We start from the raw sequence: 18,986 nt of genomic DNA on the forward strand, positions 1-18,986 counted from the left end.
TTGCCGAAGGCAAAACCGTTTTCTGTTGCGTACGGTACGGCTCTGCCTGAACGTGCATCACAAAAATAAATTCACGAATTGCACCAGCAACACGGCATAGACCGCCGCCACTACATCGTCCAACATCACGCCAAAACCGCCGCGTACTTTTTCGTCAAAGAAGGCAATGGGCTGTGGTTTGGCAATGTCAAACAGGCGGAATGCGCCAAAAGCAAAAATCCACCAAAAAAATCCTTGTGGCACAAGCGCATACACAAACATGATGCCGACAATTTCGTCCCACACCACGCCACGGTAATCGTGGACGCGACCCAATGCCAATTCGGTTTCGTTGCAAATCCAAATGCCTGCCACAAATAAAATCGCCGCCAAAACAAACAAGCCCAGTTTGCCCAAACCTGAACCCAGCAGCAAGCCTGCCAACATCATGCCCACCAGCGAACCCCATGTGCCTTGCGCTTTGGGGGCAAGCCCTGCGCCAAAACCAAATCCCAAAAACGCCATTTTGTTTTTCATTAAAAATGCCCAAGTGGGGCGCACGGGCAAGTCGTGTTGTACCGACATGGCAATTCTCCCAATTAAAAAGTTAAAAAACGTGTTTTAACATAATCTCACATAATTTGCATTGTTTTTTCTCAAAGCAGCCCCATAATACAGAAAATTTTTGTCGCAAAGTTGTTTCAGGCTGCCTGAAAAGTGGGGTGCAGCAACTCCACTCCCTCTCCCTGTGGGAGAGGGCTGGGGAGAGGGAAAAAAACGCCAAAGTCCTCTCCCTAACCCTCTCCCACAGGGAGAGGGGATAAATGTGTGGCACGTCCCCAATTTTCAGGCAGCCTGAAACCCCATTTACCAAAGGAAAACACCATGTCCGAAAACATTTTATTGAATTTGCAACACGAGCCGCGTTTTGCCGACATTCGCGTGGAACATGTCAAACCCGCCATGCAAAGCGCGATTGCCGAAGCACGCGCCCAAATTGCTGAAATTAAAGCACAAAGCGAAACCACTTGGCAAAACACGGTGGAAAGCTTAACCGACATCACCGAGCGCGTGGGGCGCATTTGGGGGGTGGTGGCGCACCTCAATTCGGTGGTGGACACACCAGAACTCCGCGCGGTTTACAATGAATTGATGCCCGAAGTTACCGTATTTTTCACGGAAATCGGGCAAGATATTGAACTTTACGCGCGTTTCAAAGCAATCAAAAATTCCGACCGTTTCAAACGTTTGGATGACGCGCAACAGGTTAAATTAAACAATGACTTACGCGGTTTTGTGTTGAGCGGTGCAGAATTGCCGCCTGAACAGCAAGCGCGTTTGGCGGCTTTGCAAACCGAATCTGCCCAACTTTCCGCGCAATTTTCGCAAAATGTGTTGGACGCGACCGATGATTTTGCGCTTTATTTTGAAGATGAGCGTCAGTTGGCTGGGCTGCCTGAATACGCGCTCGCCATGTTTCAGGCTGCCGCGCAAGCCGAAGGCAAATCGGGCTACAAAGTCGGCTTGCAAGCACCGCATTACATGGCAATCATGCAATACGCGGAAAACCGCGATTTGCGCGAACAAATCTACCGCGCCTACGCCACCCGCGCCAGCGAATTGGGCAAACCCGAATGGGACAACACGGCAAACATCACACGCTGCCTTGAAATTGCTTTGGAAGAAGCCAACTTGCTCGGCTACAAAAATTATGCCGAATTGTCGCTGGTAACGAAAATGGCGGATACGCCCACACAAGTGGTGGATTTTTTGAAAGATTTAGCCAGCCGCGCCAAACCGTTTGCCGAAAAAGATTTAGCCGAAGTACGCGAATTTGCCGCCAAAGAATTGGGGCTGCCTGAAATCCAATCGTGGGATTTGGGCTATGCCAGCGAAAAATTGCGCCAAGCGAAATACGCCTTTTCCGAAACCGAAGTGAAAAAATATTTCCCTGCCAACAAGGTGTTATCGGGTTTGTTCGCGCAAATCAAGCGTTTGTATGGCGTGAATTTGACGGAAAAAACCGTTCCCACTTGGCACAAAGACGTGCGCTATTTTGAATTGGAAAAAGGCGGCGGCATCATCGGCGGGGTGTACATGGATTTGTATGCGCGTGAAGGCAAACGCGGTGGCGCGTGGATGAGCGATTATCGCGGTCGCCGCCGTTTCATCACAGGCGAAAAAGCAGGGACAATTCAAACACCTACTGCCTATTTGGTGTGCAATTTCACGCCACCCGTAAACGGCAAAGAGGCGCGTTTGAGCCACGATGAAATCATCACGCTGTTTCACGAAATGGGACACGGCTTGCACCATTTGCTCACGCGCGTGGACGAATTGGGAGTGAGTGGCATCAATGGCGTGGAATGGGACGCGGTGGAATTGCCCAGTCAATTTATGGAAAATTTTGTTTGGGAATACAAAGTGTTGGCAGAAATGTCGGCACACGAAGAAACGGGCGAAACGCTGCCTGAAACCTTGTTCAACAAAATGCTGGCGGCAAAAAACTTCCAACGCGGTCTGTTTTTGGTGCGCCAAATGGAGTTTGCGCTGTTTGATATGCGCGTGTTCAGCGCGGAAGATTCAGGCAGCCTGAATCATTGGGCGCAGACTTTGGCAGAAGTGCGCCGTGAAGTGGCGGTGGTGCAACCGCCTGAATACAATCGTTTTGCCAACAGTTTCAGCCACATTTTTGCTGGCGGCTATTCGGCTGGCTATTACAGCTACGCGTGGGCGGAAGTGTTGAGCGCGGACGCTTATGCGGCATTTGAGGAAACGGACGATGTGCGCGGCACGGGGGCGCGTTTCTGGAACGAAATTTTGGCGGTGGGCGGCAGTCGCAGCGCGGCGGAAAGTTTCAAGGCATTCCGTGGGCGTGAACCGAGCATGGACGCGCTGTTGCGCCATTCGGGATTTGATGTGCAGGCTGCCTGAAAATTAGTTTGATATGAACAAATCGCTCAACAAATCAAAAAATGAATTGTTGAGCGATTGAATTTTAAAAATCAATATGCTTGGGTTTTTTGAACCATATGTCCATTGTAGGCATATGTGTCTCTGCCTTGTGGGACAAGTGTTCCTGCTGCCCTTACTGTGAGATTTCTGCCATAAATAGATTGTGAATACATTTCATTAGCATAGTACGTTCCATTGGAAGAACCCGTATCCTCTTTAAGGGTATGGAATTTCACGCGCTCGCCATCATTTTTGGCATTTTCCAACCAAGCTGCACCAACTGGGTAATTTTTTGCATCATAACTGATGACTTTTGCCCAATTTTTACCACATTTTTCTGACCAATATAATTGGACTTCGCCAACCGTTTTTCCTTGATTGTTACGGAAAAAAGTTTTGCTGATTGCTTTTGCTGGGCAATGTGGCTCAGGATTTGCCAAAGCTGTATTGCTTAACAATAAACCAGACAAAGCGATACTCATACCACACAAATGAAAAAATTTCATTTTCATAGTCATACTCCTAAAAGTTGAAGGTTGGGTTTGAATGAAGTATTTGTATCATAAAGGATTATTTGATATTTTACTTCCCTGAATTTAGTGGATTTTTCTCTTTTTTAGGGATAAAATCCCAATTTTTGGAGTGGGGAAATGACTGTGGCAAAAACCATCAAAATGTTGAGAGAGGTCAAGAATTGGTCGCAAGAAGAAATGGCTGAAAAATTGAGTATTTCCAAAAGCAGCTATGCACGTTGGGAAAGTGGAGAGAATCAGTTGAAATTGCACCAGTTGGAAAAAGTGGCAGAAGTGTTTCAAATTGATGTGCTTGATTTATTGAAATTAAGTAAACAAAATGCTTTTTTTGGTATTGTAATGGGCGATATTGGCGACAACAGCACAGGACATAAACAAATTAATTGCGATAATGAGTATTTACAAAATGAAATTGAAAAATTGCAAATGCAAGTTGAATATTTAAGCGAAAAACTCAAAGATAAAGAAACCATCATTGCCATGCAGCAAGAAGAAATTAAACGATTAAAACAAAACCAATGAAACAAGTGAAAACCGCCCAATAATTTGATTTTTGGACGGTTTTTTATGGTTTAAATTTTCAGGCAGGCTGCTTGATGTTGTTCTGTACCGTGCAATGTGGGCTTGCTTTCGGCACACGCGCCATCGGCAATGGGGCAGCGCGTCCGAAACACACAACCGCTTGGCGGATTGATGGGGCTGGGCAAATCGCCCACCAAAAGCTGGATTTTTTTCTCGCGCTCCGCCTTGGGGTCGGGCAATGGCACGGCAGACATCAGGGCTTGCGTGTAGGGGTGTTTGGGCGCGGCATACACGGCTTGGTCTGTACCCAATTCCACCGCATTGCCCAAATACATCACCAAAACGCGGTCGGAAATGTGTTTGACCACCGACAAATCGTGGGCAATGAAAATCAATGCCAAACCCATTTCTTTTTGCAATTTTTTCAATAAATTAACCACTTGTGCTTGAATGGAAACGTCCAAAGCGGAAACGGGTTCATCGCAAATAATCAATTTGGGTTCCACAATCAGGGCGCGTGCAATGCCAATGCGCTGGCATTGTCCGCCTGAAAATTCGTGCGGATAGCGGTTGATTTGATTGGGCAACAAGCCCACTTTTTGCATGATGGCTTTAACGCGCGTTTGCATTTCTTGTTGATTCAAATGCGGAAAAAAGGTTTTGAGCGGCTCGGCAATGATGTCGCCCACCGTCATGCGCGGATTGAGTGAGGCAAGTGGGTCTTGAAAAATCATTTGAATGTCTTTGCGTTTCAGGCGCATGGCTTTTTCAGGCAGCCCGACCAGCTCTTCGCCATTGAATTTGATGCTGCCTGAACGCGCTTTAACCAAGCCAATAATCGTGCGCGCCAAAGTGGATTTGCCGCAACCGCTTTCGCCCACCACGCCCAGCGTTTCGCCTGCATACAGGTCAAACGACACGCCATTCACGGCTTTGAGCGTGGCGGGTTTTTGCCAGAAAAATGCGCCGTCTTGTTTGATGTCAAAATGGGTTTGTACATCGCGGACTTGCAGTAGTGGGGGTTGTGTCATGATTTTGTTGTCCTTTTTTATTTTGTCAATTCAGGCTGCCTGAAAAACATTTAAACATTTGAATGATAAGGGTGTTCCCAATGGCAAGCCCTTTGGCGTTCTTTGGGCAAAAACTTCAATTCGGGCGGTTCTTGGCGGCAAATGTCCATCGCTTTGTCGCAACGCTCCTGAAATGGGCAGCCTGTGGGCAAACGCAATAAATTGGGCGGATTGCCCTTAATCGTTGCCAATTCCTCGCCATCGGGCGCGTCCAAACGTGGCACCGCGCCCAGCAAGCCCATGGTGTAGGGGTGCGTGGGGTGGTAGAAAATCTCGTCTGTTGGTCCATACGCCATTGTGCGCCCTGCATACATCACCAACACGCGGTCGCAAATGCCTGCCACCACGCCCAAATCGTGGGTAATCATGATGATGGTGGTGTTGAAATCCCGTTTTAAATCATTGAGTAAAGCCATGATTTGCGCCTGCACGGTAACGTCCAAAGCGGTGGTGGGTTCATCGGCAATCAGCAATTTGGGGCGACACAACAATGCCATGGCAATCATCACACGCTGGCGCATTCCCCCTGAAAATTCATGGGGATACATTTTAATGCGCTTGGCGGCTTCGGGAATTTTGACCGCGTCCAACATTTTCAGCGATTCTGCCCACGCATCGGTTTTGCTCATGCCTTTGTGCAACATCAGCACTTCCGCCAACTGCTCGCCCACGCGCAGATAGGGGTTGAGCGAAGTCATGGGGTCTTGAAAAATCATGGCGATTTGTTCGGCGCGGATTTGGTTGAGGGCTTTTTCAGGCAGCCCCAAAATTTCTTTGCCATTGAATTGCACCGAGCCGCTTGTTTGTCCATTTTTCGCCAGTAAACCCATAATCGCAAAAGCCGTTTGCGATTTGCCCGAACCCGATTCGCCCACAATGCCCAAAGTTTCGCCTTGGTTGAGCGAAAAATTCAGGTTGTTTACGGCAGTAACCATGCCGTCTTCGGTTTTGAATTTGACTTGTAAATCTTTGATTTGTAATAGGGGTTGTGTCATTTTGTTTGTTCCTTAAAATGGTTTTTTGGGTTTTCAGGCAGCCTGAAAGTACACGACAATTTGTGATGTTTCCACCCATCTACTCCCTCCCCCTATGAAAGGGGGAGGGCTGGGGTGGGTGTTAGAAAGCCAACGCACCACCCCCACCCTAACCCTCCCCCGCCACAGGGGAGGGAACAGGTTTCAGGCAGCCAACCGATTTTTATCGTATGGCGAAATGCTGCCTGAAAGCCACTCAACGGTCTTTTGGGTCAAGCGCATCGCGCAAACCATCGCCAATAAAATTAAAGCAAAACAAAGTCATCACCAAAAACACCGATGGCACAAGCAGTTGCCATGGCGCAACTTGCATGGTTTTCGCGCCTTCTTCCAACATTGCGCCCCAACTGGTCATCGGCTCTTGCACGCCCAAGCCCAAAAAGCTCAAAAACGACTCAAACAAAATCATGCTCGGCACCAGCAAAGACGCATAAATCACCACCACGCCCAACACATTCGGCACAATGTGGCGCAACACAATGTTTTTGCCCGACACACCACAAACATGAGCCGCCTCAATGAATTCCTTGCGTTTCAAGCTCAAAGTTTGCCCGCGCACAATCCGCGCCACGTCCAGCCACGACACCATGCCAATCGCCACAAAAATAAAAAACAAATTGCGCCCAAACAAAGTAACCAACAAAATCACAAAAAACATAAACGGAAAAGCGTTCAAAATCTCCAAAAAACGCATCATCAACATGTCCACCTTGCCGCCCAAATAGCCCGAAGTCGCACCATAAATCGTCCCCACCAACACCGCCACCAACGCGCCAGCAATGCCCACCATCAGCGAAATGCGTCCGCCCATCGCCACGCGCGTGAGCAAATCGCGCCCCAACGAATCCGTGCCAAGATAATGCTTGTTGGCAAACGATGGCGCGGCTTGCATATTGCCCCAATCGGTGTCGGCATAGCCAAAAGGCGCAAACCAAGGCACCAGCACCACAAACGCGCCAATCATCAACAAAATCAACATGCTGACCAAAGCCGCTTTGTTGCGTTTAAAACGCCGCCAAGCGTCTTGCCACAGGCTGCGTCCTTGAATGTCGGCATCTTGCGCCATGTTTTCAATGGCTTGGTTGGTTTCTTTGCTGACTAACATAAGTGTTCCTTTTTATTGAATGTTTTGGGTATTTTGAGTTGGTTTCATGGCGTTGCGCCGCCATACCCACGCTTTGGGTTTGTGGCACGCAACGGTTCGCGCCTTAAAAATCGGTTTTCAAAACAAAAATATGTTGTTCGCCAAACCGCGCTTGATGTTCAGGCAAAATGTCATCCAAATGCGGTAAATCTGCTGCTTGAAAAAGTGAGCGTTGTCGAGACATGATGTTTTTCTTTTTTCATTTTTCATTAATATGGTTTTCAGGCTGCCTGAATTTTTTTCCGCGCCCACAATTTATCGCCCACCGCCGCCAAAATCGCCCCCAACACCACCACAAATGCCCCCACATAACTCAACACATTCATTTGCAAAGCAGGAAACATTTCTGGCGCAAACGCATGAGCCAGCCACGAAAAAATCATCGTAAAAATCGGCAACATCGTGGTAATCACGCTCACTTTGGACGCGTCCCAATGGTTCAAAGCCTCGCCATACGCGCCATAGCCCACCAGCGTGTTCACGCAACAATAGGCAAAACACAGCAATGCCACACCGTGTAAATCGCCAATTTGCGTGGGGCTTGCCATGGGGCTTAACCACAGCGCACAGGCAGCATAAATCAACAGCAAAATTTGCGCGGAACTGTATTCAGGCAGCAACAATTTCTGCGCCACGCCATAGCCCACCCAAATCAAACTCGCGCCCACCGCCAGCAAAATGCCTTTGGCGTAAGTGCCAAATTGCAGCATTTCGCCCAAATTTTGATTGAAAAATGCCAACAATCCCAACACCAATAACACCGCACCCCATTTTTGAAACCAACCCAGTTTTTCGCCAAACACCAGCACGCCACTTATCATCATGCCAAATGGGGCAAGTTGCCACAAAACCTGCGTGGTGGTGGGCGAAACATAATGCAAAGCCAATGAAAACAACACAAAATTCAACGCCAAAGCCACGCTGCCCATCAGCAACAACACGCCATGCCGTTGGGTAAAACGCGAACGTTGCGGTAAAGTGCCGCGCCACGCGCCAAACGCGCACAACACCACCGCCGCCACCACAAAGCGGCTGAACACCAAAGTGGGCGCGTCCATGATTTTCAAAACCTGTTGAATTGCCAAGGGCAGGGTTCCCCAAGTCATGCTTGCCAGCAAAGCCAGCGCAAAGCCGAGTAAAGGTCGCTGATGATTCATATTTTGGGTATGGGGAGATTGATGATGAAGTGGCGTTCAGGCTGCCTGAAAATCGCCTTGTATTTGCAAAACTTATCCATAAAATCCAAGCATTTATTTTGCGAACGCGGGTGCCAAAAATTCAGGTGGCACGGCTTGGGTTAGCCAAACCCGATTGTCGCTCAAATAAAATTCAAATCCAGCCGCGTGCATTGCCGCAGCATTGACTTGTAAAACAACAGGTTTGCCATGCCGTTGCCCCACTTGTTGAGCCGTTTGCGCGTCTGCCGACAAATGCACATGATGACGCTGACCTGCGCGTAAGCCTTGCTGCTCAATGCTTGCCAAAAAATGCTGTGCCGTGCCGTGATACAAAATGGCAGGCGGTTCAATGGCTTGGTGTTGAATGTTCACTTGTGCGGTAGAATGCCCCTGCGCCGCCCGAATGCGCGTGCCATCGGGCGACAGGGTAAAGCGTTTTTTGTTGTTGTTTGCCACCACATCGTGCAGCAACTGGGGGGAGATGTCGCGCTGGTGTGCGGCGGCTTGGGTCAGCAAAATGGATACATCAACCCAGCCTTCGCTGTCCAATTCAATGCCAATGCTTTCGGGGTGATGACGCAAAACGTAGCTCAAAAATTTGCTGGTGGATTTGATGGGGTCGGACATGGCATATTCCTATTTCAATATTTTTTGTGTTTTCAGGCAGCCTTGCAAAGTGGGCGAGGCTGCCTGAACATCACATTGCCGCTAAAAAGGGATTGTGTCCCGCATATTGCAAAGCGCGTGAATAGGTGGGCAATGTTTCATTTTCCAACAAAGGTTTATCCAGTTGATAAATGTGTTCCACTTGGCAATCTGCCATTAAATTCAGAAAATTTTGTTGCACCACACCAATGCTTTCGCGTGGCGACAATGCCCATGTGAACGTGAGTTGGGGCAACTCAAAGGCTTGGTCGGTGGTGTTGAAACCAAACAGCAATTTGCCGCCTTCTTGCGCCGCCATCACCACGCCCACGCGCGGACTTTGCAAGCGAATCGCGCGAATCGCATTGGCTGCAAACACGTCCAAAGCCATACGCAAACGCATGTGGCTGGCATCGGTTAAAGCTGCCAATGGGGTGTTGGGCGACAGGGGATTGGTAAACAGGGTTAAACCTTGTGTTGCCAAACTTTGCTGCCACACTTGCATGAGCGGCAGGGCGGCTTCACGCAAATTTTGTCCCAAAACGGACAAAATTTCTGCCCCACCATAAGCCAAGGCATACAAAACGTGTACCGATTGGTCGGCTGGCACGGCTTGGGCGCGTTGGGGTAAACTTTGGGCAAATTGTTGGGCTGCCTGAATGTTTTGTTTGGCGGCAAACCACGCATCGGCTTTGATGGCGGCAAAATCATCGGCGCGGAGCAAATGCGGCAACCATGTGGCATGGCTTAAAGGTCGCAAAGTGGGATAATTCGCCAAACACGCTGCCAATTCCATGCTGGGTGCGGCAAGCGGTAAATTTTGGGCTTGTTTTGCGCCTGCCACCACCACCACGGGCAGGGCAAACCATTGGATTTCGGTGTCGGTTTTGGCTTGTAAAACTTTGTCCAATTCGTCCATTAAAATGGCGTAAACTTGCTCGTTTGCCGCCATAGACATGGCTACGGACAAACCCAAATAAAAATTTTGTATCAGCATTTCGTTGATTTTGCTGTGTAATTGTTCTTTTGCCAAGGTGCGTTGCGCTTGTGATGTGGCGTGGGCAATTTGGCTGGCATACAACAACAAATCATTTTTAACGGGGTCGGTGGGATAGGGGCGTGTATCGGGTAAAATCTGCATGATGTTGTGTGTGTTAATTTCAGTTAAGGAAATGGGATTGTAGCAAGTTTTCAGGCTGCCTTACAGTACACGACAAAAATCTTTCAGGCTGCCTTTCAGTACACGATATTTTTTGATATTGCCACAAACCTACCCCTTCCCCCTATGCAAGGGGGAGGGCTGGGGTGGGGGTTAGAAACGCAACGTGCCACCCCCACCCTAACCCTCCCCCGCCAGCAGGGGAGGGGACAGGTTGCAGGCTGCCTTTCAGTGCACGACATTTTTTGATATTGCCACAAACCTACCCCCTCCCCCTATGCAAGGGGGAGGGCTGGGGTGGGGGGTAGAAACGCAACGTGCACCCCCACCCTAACCCTCCCCCGCCAGCAGGGGAGGGGACAGGTTGCAGGCAGCCTGAAAGATTTTTGTCGTGTACTGAAAGGCTGAAACTTTTGCAAAACCCATTGTGAAACAGACGTAGGGGCGGATTTCATATCCGCCCTTTCCACAAATATTTGATAAAATTAAAAATATTGGCACATCAAAACAGGGCGGATATGAAATCCGCCCCTACGAATACAGTTTTGCAAAGGTTTCAGGCTGCCTGAAACCGCATTTCCCCAAAAAACAAAAAGGATACAACATGAGCCAAATGCCTCCATCGCGCCATTTGCCCAGCTTGCTGGCGATGATTATTTTCATGCAAATGCTGGATACCACCATTTTGAATACCGCCCTGCCGCTCATTGCGCGTGATTTGCAACAATCGCCTTTGAATATGCAGTTGGCGGTGGTGGCGTATGCGCTGACTTTGGCTTTGCTCATGCCGCTCAATGCGTGGCTTTGCGACCGTTTTGGTACGCGCAAGGTGGTGTTTGTGTCGCTGCTGATTTTTGTGCTGGGGAGTGTGTTGTGTGCCAGCGCGCCCAATTTGCCATTTTTGGTGTTTGGGCGTGTGATTCAAGGTTTGGGTGGCGCAATGCTCACATCGGCACCGCGTTTGGTGATGGTAAAAGCATATGCCAAAAGTGATTTGTTGCGCATCATCAATTTCATCATCATGCCCGCTTTGATTGGTCCCATTTTAGGACCTGTTTTGGGCGGCTATTTGGCTGAATACGCCAGTTGGCATTGGATTTTTCTCATCAACGTGCCGATTGGCGCGTTTGCCGCGTGGCTGACTTTGCGGATTTTGCCCGATTTTTACCATTCAGGCAGCCACGCTTTGCATTTTGATAAATGGGGATTTGTGTTGTTTGGCGGTGGGGCGATGGGATTCAGTTTGGCGATGGAATTGGCACATCGTCCCCATTCGGCGGTAAACGCGATGCTGGTGGCGAGTGGTGCTTTGCTTGCGTGGTGGGCATATTATCGCCATGCCAAACACAGCCCACAGCCTTTATATGGCTTGGATTTGTTTCAAGTGCGGACGTTTCGTTTGGGATTGTGGGGCAATTTGATAAGCCGTTTGGGGATTTCTGCCATGCCTTTTTTGCTGCCCTTGTTGTTGCAAGTGGGCTTGGGACACCGCGCCAGCATAGCAGGTTTGGCGTTGGCACCTGTGGCGTTGGCGGCGATTGTGGTGAAACCTTGGGTTGCGCCCTTGATGTTGCGTTGGGGCTATCGGCGCGTGTTGAGCTACAACACGCGGATTATTGGTTGCCTGATTGCGTCATTGGCATTTTTGCCGCCCAATTTGCCTGTGTTGTGGCTGGTGCCGCCGCTTTTCGTATTGGGCGCGTGCAATTCCATACAATTTAGCGGCATGAACAGCATCACCATTGCCGATTTGCGCGACCACCAAAACAGCAGTGGCACAAGTTTAATGGCGGTTAATCAACAGCTTGCGGTGGGATTGGGCATTGCTTTGGGTGCGACCACCTTGCAGCTTTTTAGCCAATATATGGGCAGCGCGCGCATTCATGAGGCATTTCGTTACACCTTTGTGTGTGTGGGTTTGTGTACGTTTTTGTCCAGTTGGATTTTTGCCCGTTTGCATTGGCGAGATGGCGCAAATTTGGTTAAAAATCAAACCTAAAATGATGTTCAGGCAGCCTTTCATTACCCTACAATTTTTGCCACCCACCTGTCCCCTCTCCTGTGGGAGAGGGTTAGGGAGAGGGTAAAACTGCCAATGCTCAACGATTTTTCCCTCTCCCCAGCCCTCTCCCACAGGAGAGGGAGCAAGTTGCAGCAGCTCAAAGATTGTTGTTTGTACCAAAAGGCAGCCTGAAACTTTACCCCACCCCCATTTTGTGATAAAAGAAAACCTTTTTTCAACCCCTTTCATTCATCAATTCAAAGCGAGTTTTCCCATGCCCCATTCTGTTATTCGTGCCGATATTCAAAAAATGACCGCCTATCAAGTGGCTGATTTGCCAAGTGATTTCATCAAACTGGACGCAATGGAAGTCCCCTACCAATATCCCGAACACCTGCAACAGGCATTGGCACAACAACTCGCTGCCGCCCCCATCAATCGCTATCCCAATCCCCACACAAGTGGCTTACAGGCAGCCTTGCGCCAAGCCTTTGCCATGCCCGACACCGCCCAAATCGTATTGGGCAATGGTTCTGATGAACTCATTCAATTATTGACCCTGCTGGTTGCCCAACCGCAAGCCACCGTGTTGTCGGTCGAACCTGCTTTTGTGATGTATCGCCACAATGCCGCTTTGTTGGGCTTGAATTATGTGGGCGTGCCATTGCGCGAAGATTTCACGCTGGACACCGCCGCCATGTTGCAAGCCATTGAAACCCACAATCCTGCCTTGATTTACCTTGCCTATCCCAACAATCCGACAGGCGTACCGTTTGCGCGCGCCGATGTGGAACAAATCATTCAAGCCGCCCAAGGCATAGTCGTGATTGACGAAGCCTATGGCGCATTCAGCGATGACAGCTTTTTGCCACAAGCAGGGCAGCCTGAAAACATGGTCGTGTTGCGCACTTTGAGCAAAATTGGCTTTGCAGGATTGCGTTTGGGTTATGCGGTGGGACACGCTAACATCATGAACGAATTGGCAAAAATTACGCCACCCTACAACATGAACCAGTTGAGTTTGAGCGCAGGCAAATTCGCCTTGCAACACATGGATTGGATAGACGAAAAAATCGCCATTTTGAAACAAGAACGCGACAAAATGACCGCCGAATTAAACAGCCTGCCTGAAACCCACGTTTTCCCCAGCCAAGCCAATTTCATTACCGTGCGTTTGCCGCAAGCCGAAACCGCATTCAATTTATTGAAAGAAAACAAAATTTTGGTTAAAAAATTGCACGGCAGCCACGCTTTATTGGAAAATTGCCTGCGCCTGACCTTGGGTACACCTGAACAAAACCAGCAAGTGTTGCGCGTCTTGCAACAGCACAGCGACAATATTCAGGCAGCCAAAATCCAGCCCACCACCACCCACAGCGAAAGCAGCCACAATCAAACATGGTTGTGGTTGATGATAGCCATTGTCGTGATTGTGTTTGTGTTGGCATTTTCATTTTCAGGCAGCCTGAAATAATTTAAAACCAATAGAAAATAGGACAATGTAGGGTGCAACTTGTTGCACCAAATTCATGTTTTATCAGAAAAATGGTGCAACAAGTTGCACCCTACACTTGTGCTGTTTTTAAATGAATTGACGATAAAATTAAAGGAAAACAACCATGCGCCAAGCAACCGTTACCCGCAACACCAGCGAAACCCAAATCACCATTTCCATCAATTTAGACGGCACAGGCAAAGCCCACTTTGACACAGGCGTGCCATTTTTAGAACACATGCTAGACCAAATCGCCCGACACGGCTTGATTGATTTAGACATTGTTTGCAAAGGCGATTTGCACATAGACGACCACCACACCGTAGAAGACATCGGCATTACCTTGGGACAAGCCCTCAAACAAGCCTTGGGCGACAAAATGGGCATACGCCGCTACGGACACGCCTATGTGCCACTTGACGAATCATTAAGCCGAGTGGTTTTGGATTTATCAGGGCGAGCAGGTTTGGAATACCACGTTGAATACACACGCGCCCTGATTGGGCGATTTGATGTGGATTTGTTCAGCGAATTTTTTCACGGCTTGGTCAATCACGCCATGATGACGCTGCACATAGACAACATTCGCGGCAAAAACGCCCACCACCAAGCCGAAACCATTTTCAAAGCATTTGGACGCGCCCTGCGTATGGCGGTGGAACACGATGAACGCATGGTAGGCAAAATGCCGTCCACCAAAGGCACATTAACCGCCTAATCTGAAAAGCCAAGCCATGCTTAAACTGGGGCGGATTGAGTGTCCGCCTTTTTTCATTGATTGATAATAAAAGGAAAACCATGTCAAACCAGCCCATTGTGCGCGGCATTTACCGCCATTACAAAGGCAATTTGTATGAAGTGCTGGAAATTGCCACCCATTCCGAAACCGCCGAAAAGCTGGTGGTGTATCGTGCTTTGTATGGCGATTTTGGCGTGTGGGTGCGCCCATTAGCCATGTTTGCCCAAAGCGTGCAACACCACAACCAAACCGTGCCACGTTTTGAATTGCAACAGGCATTTGCGTAATGTGTCATATTGTGTTGTATTTTGGCACTTTGTGTAATTGAATGTTGCTTTTGTAAACATAGCGTATTACAATGCAAATCGCTCTTAACGAGCATTAACTTTTAACTCAACATCTCTACATTTTGGGAGAATTATGATGAAAAAATTATTGATTGCATTGGGCGTTTCTGCTGCTATGGTAAGTGGTTCGGCTTTGGCTGCTGGCGAAGTTTCTTTGACTGCTCCGACCTCATTCGTTAAAAACATTGTTGACCACATCAATGTAAGTACTTGTGTGCCTGATTTTGAAAGTAATGGCTTGGGTACTTTGGCAGAAGAGTTGAATTTGAGTGGCGGTGCAGGTCAAGAACAATTCGCCTTGAACAGCACCAAAGTGGGCAGCCACAAAAAAGAATTTTCTTTGGCATTCAATAAATGTCCAGAAGCTACCTCATTGACAGGTAAAAGCAAATTGAGCGTTCACATTGATAAAAACAACTCATTTGTTACCACTGAAAATGCTGAAAAAGGCTTGACTGGTAATGAATTGAATAATATGTACGGTCATGGTGGTGCGCAAAATGTGTATGTGCGTTTATTCAATGCCGAGAGCGCAGACAATCCTTTGCAATTTGGTGAAAACAATACGATTGAGAAAGATTTGCCAAACTATAGCAGCAATCCAGAAGGTCGTATTGAATTCAAATTTGCGGCACAATTGTATGCACCAAAAGGCAATGCCACACCAGGTCCAGTTAAAGCACAAGCACCTTTTGTGGTTCAATACAAATAAGCATTTGATTTAAATTAAATTGAAAAAGTCTCCGACTTCCCATGAAATCGGGGACTTTATTTTATTTCAGGCTGCCTGAATCAGCCAAAGGATTGCCATCATGTTGAAAATAGGGACAATATTTGCTTTATTGTGTGCCAGTTTCCTTGCCCAAGCTGGCATTGTGATTACAGGCACGCGGGTCATTTATCCTGCCGAAAAGAAAAGCATTGGGGTGCAAATCAAAAATGTGCACGACACCCCATCTTTGGTACAAGCATGGTTGGAAACGCCTCATCATCAAGCCGAATCTTTGCCTTTTACGCTCACGCCACCCATTAGCCGTGTGAATGGCAAAACGAGCCAAACCATACGCATTCGCCAAACAGGTGGCAATTTGCCAAATGACCGTGAAAGTTTATTTTATTTCAATGTGTTGGATATTCCACCCAAAGGCGATGAACAGCAAAGTCAGGTGCAAGTGAGTGTGCGCAGCAAATTGAAGTTTTTCTATCGCCCTGCCAAATTGCCCTATCCTGTGGACGATGCTTATGCGAAAGTTACATGGCATTTATCGGGGCAAACTTTAACGGTTAAAAATCCTACACCGTATTACATTACTTATGCCAACATTGCATTAAATCAGGATAAACAAACGCTTACCGAAGTGGCAAATGCGGATATGCTCGCGCCTTTTTCGGAACAATCTTACACTTTGAAAAAAGCTGTGCCGCAAGCCAATCAGGTGGCGTGGTACATCATCAATGATTATGGCGGCGATTATGGCAATGTTTCGCCTTTGCAGCATGATTGATAAATCAATATTTTAAATGGATTTTTTGATTTTCAGGCTGCCTGAAAAAGGAATGCGAAACCATGAATCATTTGTTTTTGAAAACAGGGTGGGGCGCGTTATTGTTGTTGGCGTGGGCAAATCTTGTTGCCCAAACGCTGCCTGAAAACCCAGCCGAAGCGGTGGAATTTGACAGTAATTGGCTTGTTCCCATCAATGGTCAAACGGTTGATGTATCACGTTTTCGTTTTGGCAACCCCATTGAGGCGGGCGAATACGACAGCGAAATTTGGGTCAATGGCAACAAACGCGGCAATTTCCGCCTGAAATTTGACGATATTCCTGAAAAACCCATGTCGGGATTGTGTTTCACACCCGAATTGTTTGCGTTGTTGGATTTGAAAAAATCGGCTTTATCCCACGAAATGCAAGCCCACACTTGCCACGACATCACGCAAATTCTGCCCGATGCCAAAAGCCAATTTGATGTGTCCAGCCAACGATTGAGCATTGATTTGCCCAGCAATTTGGTGGTGCAACGCCCCAAAGATTACATTTCCCCATCGCAATGGCAAAGTGGCGTGCCTGCCGCCTATGTGAAATACCAATTCAATCAATACCAATATCATCAAAACGACAGCGACAACAGGCATTCGGCATATTTTGGGATTCAGGCAGGCGGCAATTTGGGCGCGTGGTCTTTGCGTCATTCGGGGTCGTATTCTTGGGAAAACAAGGGCAATGCGCGACCGTATCGCAGCAACGAAACCTATGTGCAGCGCGACATTGACACTTGGCACAGCCGCTTGATTTTGGGCGATTTTTACACGCGCAGCAATGTGAACAGCAATTTTGGCATACGGGGTATCAGCTTGGTGTCGGATACGCGCATGTTGCCCCATTCGGTAACGGGCTACGCGCCTGTGGTACGCGGCGTGGCAAACAGCAATGCGCGGGTTACGGTGCGACAAAACGGCAACGTGATTTACGAAACCAATGTGGCAGCAGGTTCATTTGAAATCAATGATTTATCGCCCATTGGCTATGGCAGCGATTTGCACGTTGAAGTGTTGGAGGCAGACGGCTCGCAACGTGAATTTGTGGTGCCAACCGCCATTTCATCGCAAATGTTGCGTCCCAAACATTGGCGTTACGAAGCCACGCTGGGACGCTACCGCGAAGGCAGCCACATTTATCCCCACAATATCGCCCAAGCGTCTGTGCAATACGGTGTGGGCAATGCGTTTACTTTAAAAACGGGCGCAACCATCAGCAAAGATTATGGCGCAGGCGTGTTGGGGGGCATTTATTCCAACCGTTTGGGTTCGTGGGAAGGCGATTTTCAGGCAGCCCAGTTGAAAACACAGGGCAAACACCATCGCAGCAACAGTTTGAGTTTGTCGTATCACAAAAATTTTGCCACCACCCACACCTATGTGTATGCCAAATGGCAAAAATATTTGTCGGATAAGCATTTTTCTTTGTTGGACGCGGTGCGTGATGTACCCAACGCCAGCTTTATCCATGGCAATGCGCCCAAGCACCGCTACCAAATTTCGCTCAACCAAAAATTGGGTGAAAAGGGCGGCGCGATTTATGTGAGCGGTGCCAGCACGCGCCAATACGCACACAGCAAAGCCCAACACGAATACCAAGTGGGATACAGCAACCATTTCAAACGTTTAACATACAATTTGGGCTTTTTGCAAAGCCGCGATGTGGCAACGCGTGTGAAACACAATCAAATTTACGCCAATATGCTTGTGCCTTTGGACAACCCAAGCCATTGGCGCAACAGCCATTGGCTTGATTTGGGCTACCAAAAAAATCGCGACCACAGCTTAACGCGCGTGGCGTTGAATGGCACTTTGGGCGATGAAAGCCAATTCAGCTATGGGCTTTCAGGCAGCCGAGCGCACCCAGATAAGCAAAATACCTATTCCGCATCATTGGCTTATCGCGCCAGCCCCTTTGCACTCAATGTGAATACCAGCCGTTACAGCAATGGCAATCAATGGGGCTTTGGCGTATCGGGCGCGGTGGTGGCGCACCCACGCGGTATCACATTGAGCCGCGAATTGGGCGAAACCTTTGCCGTGATACACGCCAAACACGCCACAGGTGCAGGCATACGCGGTTTGCTCAACGGCAAATTGGACAGATTTGGCAACGGCATTGTGCCATACATCACGCCCTATCGCGTGAACCACATTGGTATCAACACCGACAATCTGCCCGATGAAGTGGAAGTCGCCGCCACAGGCAAAGACCTTGTGCCACGCGCCCACAGCGTGAATTTGGTGGAATTTGACACCACCGCAGGGGCATTGCACACTTTCCGCGTGGTGTTGGCAGATGGGCAAACTTTACCGCCGATTGCCGCAGAAGTGTTTGATGAAAAAGGGCAATTTGTCGGCTTGATTGGACAAGGCGGTGTGTTGATGACGCGCGGCATTGCCAATTCAGGCAGCCTGAAAGTCATTTGGGGCAACACGCAACAATGTCGCGCCGATTATCGCATTCACGATAAGCAAAGCGATTTGAGCCAGCCCACAACCCTATCGTGCCAAATGATTGAAAAATAAAAAATTGTGGCGTATCGCAAAAAGCTGCCTGAAAAAGGTTTATGTTTTTCAGGCAGCTTTTTTGCGCTTGTGGACAAATCGGTTAAAATACCCACTTTAAAAACGAAAGGATAAA

Annotated in this window: 17 protein-coding genes and 1 pseudogene; 9 read left to right on the top strand and 9 right to left on the bottom strand. The window is 48.4% G+C overall.

Annotated features, from left to right (window positions below; translation table 11 throughout):
* Positions 1-57 precede the first annotated feature (57 nt).
* Positions 58-564 carry a phosphatidylglycerophosphatase A family protein gene (locus tag H3L97_RS05485; RefSeq protein ID WP_097114124.1) on the bottom strand — a complete coding sequence of 169 codons (507 nt, stop codon included), beginning with the start codon at positions 562-564 and terminating at the stop codon, positions 58-60.
* 36 nt (positions 565-600) lie between these two features.
* Positions 601-822 carry a hypothetical protein gene (locus H3L97_RS05490; RefSeq protein WP_143269127.1) on the bottom strand — a complete coding sequence of 74 codons (222 nt, stop codon included), beginning with the start codon at positions 820-822 and terminating at the stop codon, positions 601-603.
* 42 nt (positions 823-864) lie between these two features.
* On the opposite strand from H3L97_RS05490, the gene H3L97_RS05495 reads away from it, so the two are divergent.
* Positions 865-2,913: a M3 family metallopeptidase gene (locus tag H3L97_RS05495; RefSeq protein ID WP_097114123.1), complete on the top strand. Its 2,049-nt coding sequence runs from the start codon at positions 865-867 to the stop codon at positions 2,911-2,913.
* A 71-nt stretch (positions 2,914-2,984) separates the two neighbouring features.
* On the opposite strand, the gene H3L97_RS05500 is transcribed toward H3L97_RS05495, so the two are convergent.
* On the bottom strand, positions 2,985-3,446 hold the full coding sequence (locus H3L97_RS05500) for a hypothetical protein (RefSeq protein ID WP_097114122.1): 462 nt from the start codon (positions 3,444-3,446) through the stop codon (positions 2,985-2,987).
* Positions 3,447-3,584: 138 nt separating this feature from the next.
* On the opposite strand from H3L97_RS05500, the gene H3L97_RS05505 reads away from it, so the two are divergent.
* Positions 3,585-3,989 (top strand): helix-turn-helix domain-containing protein, encoded by a 405-nt coding sequence (locus tag H3L97_RS05505; RefSeq protein ID WP_097114121.1) that lies wholly within the window; start codon positions 3,585-3,587, stop codon positions 3,987-3,989.
* Positions 3,990-4,039: 50 nt separating this feature from the next.
* Here H3L97_RS05505 and oppF read toward each other — a convergent pair whose 3' ends face one another.
* The 6 genes from oppF to H3L97_RS05535 form a co-directional block, all read right to left on the bottom strand.
* Positions 4,040-5,020: a murein tripeptide/oligopeptide ABC transporter ATP binding protein OppF gene (gene oppF / locus H3L97_RS05510; protein ID WP_097114120.1), complete on the bottom strand. Its 981-nt coding sequence runs from the start codon at positions 5,018-5,020 to the stop codon at positions 4,040-4,042.
* Between the two features lie 50 nt (positions 5,021-5,070).
* The gene (gene oppD / locus H3L97_RS05515) at positions 5,071-6,054 is read right to left on the bottom strand and encodes an oligopeptide ABC transporter ATP-binding protein OppD (protein ID WP_097114119.1); all 984 of its coding nucleotides are present in this window, start codon (positions 6,052-6,054) and stop codon (positions 5,071-5,073) included.
* Positions 6,055-6,289: 235 nt separating this feature from the next.
* Positions 6,290-7,198 carry an oligopeptide ABC transporter permease OppC gene (gene oppC, locus H3L97_RS05520; RefSeq protein WP_097114118.1) on the bottom strand — a complete coding sequence of 303 codons (909 nt, stop codon included), beginning with the start codon at positions 7,196-7,198 and terminating at the stop codon, positions 6,290-6,292.
* Between the two features lie 260 nt (positions 7,199-7,458).
* The gene (locus tag H3L97_RS05525) at positions 7,459-8,394 is read right to left on the bottom strand and encodes a DMT family transporter (protein ID WP_097114117.1); all 936 of its coding nucleotides are present in this window, start codon (positions 8,392-8,394) and stop codon (positions 7,459-7,461) included.
* Between the two features lie 93 nt (positions 8,395-8,487).
* The gene (locus H3L97_RS05530; RefSeq protein ID WP_097114116.1) at positions 8,488-9,042 is read right to left on the bottom strand and encodes an RNA 2'-phosphotransferase; all 555 of its coding nucleotides are present in this window, start codon (positions 9,040-9,042) and stop codon (positions 8,488-8,490) included.
* Positions 9,043-9,112: 70 nt separating this feature from the next.
* Positions 9,113-10,201, bottom strand: a complete 1,089-nt coding sequence (locus H3L97_RS05535) for a conjugal transfer protein (protein WP_097114115.1) — start codon at positions 10,199-10,201, stop codon at positions 9,113-9,115.
* A gap of 622 nt (positions 10,202-10,823) precedes the next feature.
* On the opposite strand from H3L97_RS05535, the gene H3L97_RS05540 reads away from it, so the two are divergent.
* From H3L97_RS05540 to H3L97_RS05570, 7 genes and pseudogenes are all read left to right on the top strand, one after another.
* Complete coding sequence (locus tag H3L97_RS05540) at positions 10,824-12,218, top strand: MFS transporter (protein ID WP_097114114.1); 1,395 nt, start codon at positions 10,824-10,826, stop codon at positions 12,216-12,218.
* A 277-nt stretch (positions 12,219-12,495) separates the two neighbouring features.
* Positions 12,496-13,695, top strand: coding sequence for a histidinol-phosphate transaminase (hisC, locus tag H3L97_RS05545; protein ID WP_097114196.1), 1,200 nt, complete (start codon positions 12,496-12,498; stop codon positions 13,693-13,695).
* Positions 13,696-13,843: 148 nt separating this feature from the next.
* Positions 13,844-14,434 (top strand): annotated as a pseudogene (hisB, locus tag H3L97_RS05550) (imidazoleglycerol-phosphate dehydratase HisB); the annotation flags it as partial.
* A gap of 80 nt (positions 14,435-14,514) precedes the next feature.
* Positions 14,515-14,742 (top strand): DUF1653 domain-containing protein, encoded by a 228-nt coding sequence (locus H3L97_RS05555; RefSeq protein ID WP_097114112.1) that lies wholly within the window; start codon positions 14,515-14,517, stop codon positions 14,740-14,742.
* A gap of 133 nt (positions 14,743-14,875) precedes the next feature.
* A complete protein-coding gene (locus tag H3L97_RS05560) occupies positions 14,876-15,514 on the top strand; it encodes a fimbrial protein (RefSeq protein ID WP_097114111.1) in 639 nt (212 codons plus the stop codon).
* A 100-nt stretch (positions 15,515-15,614) separates the two neighbouring features.
* Positions 15,615-16,307, top strand: a complete 693-nt coding sequence (locus tag H3L97_RS05565) for a fimbrial biogenesis chaperone (protein ID WP_097114110.1) — start codon at positions 15,615-15,617, stop codon at positions 16,305-16,307.
* A 62-nt stretch (positions 16,308-16,369) separates the two neighbouring features.
* Entirely contained in the window at positions 16,370-18,871 is a 2,502-nt protein-coding gene (locus H3L97_RS05570) for a fimbria/pilus outer membrane usher protein (protein ID WP_097114109.1), read from the top strand.
* Positions 18,872-18,986 lie beyond the last annotated feature (115 nt).

Source organism: Alysiella filiformis (assembly GCF_014054525.1).
Lineage (GTDB): Bacteria > Pseudomonadota > Gammaproteobacteria > Burkholderiales > Neisseriaceae > Simonsiella > Simonsiella filiformis.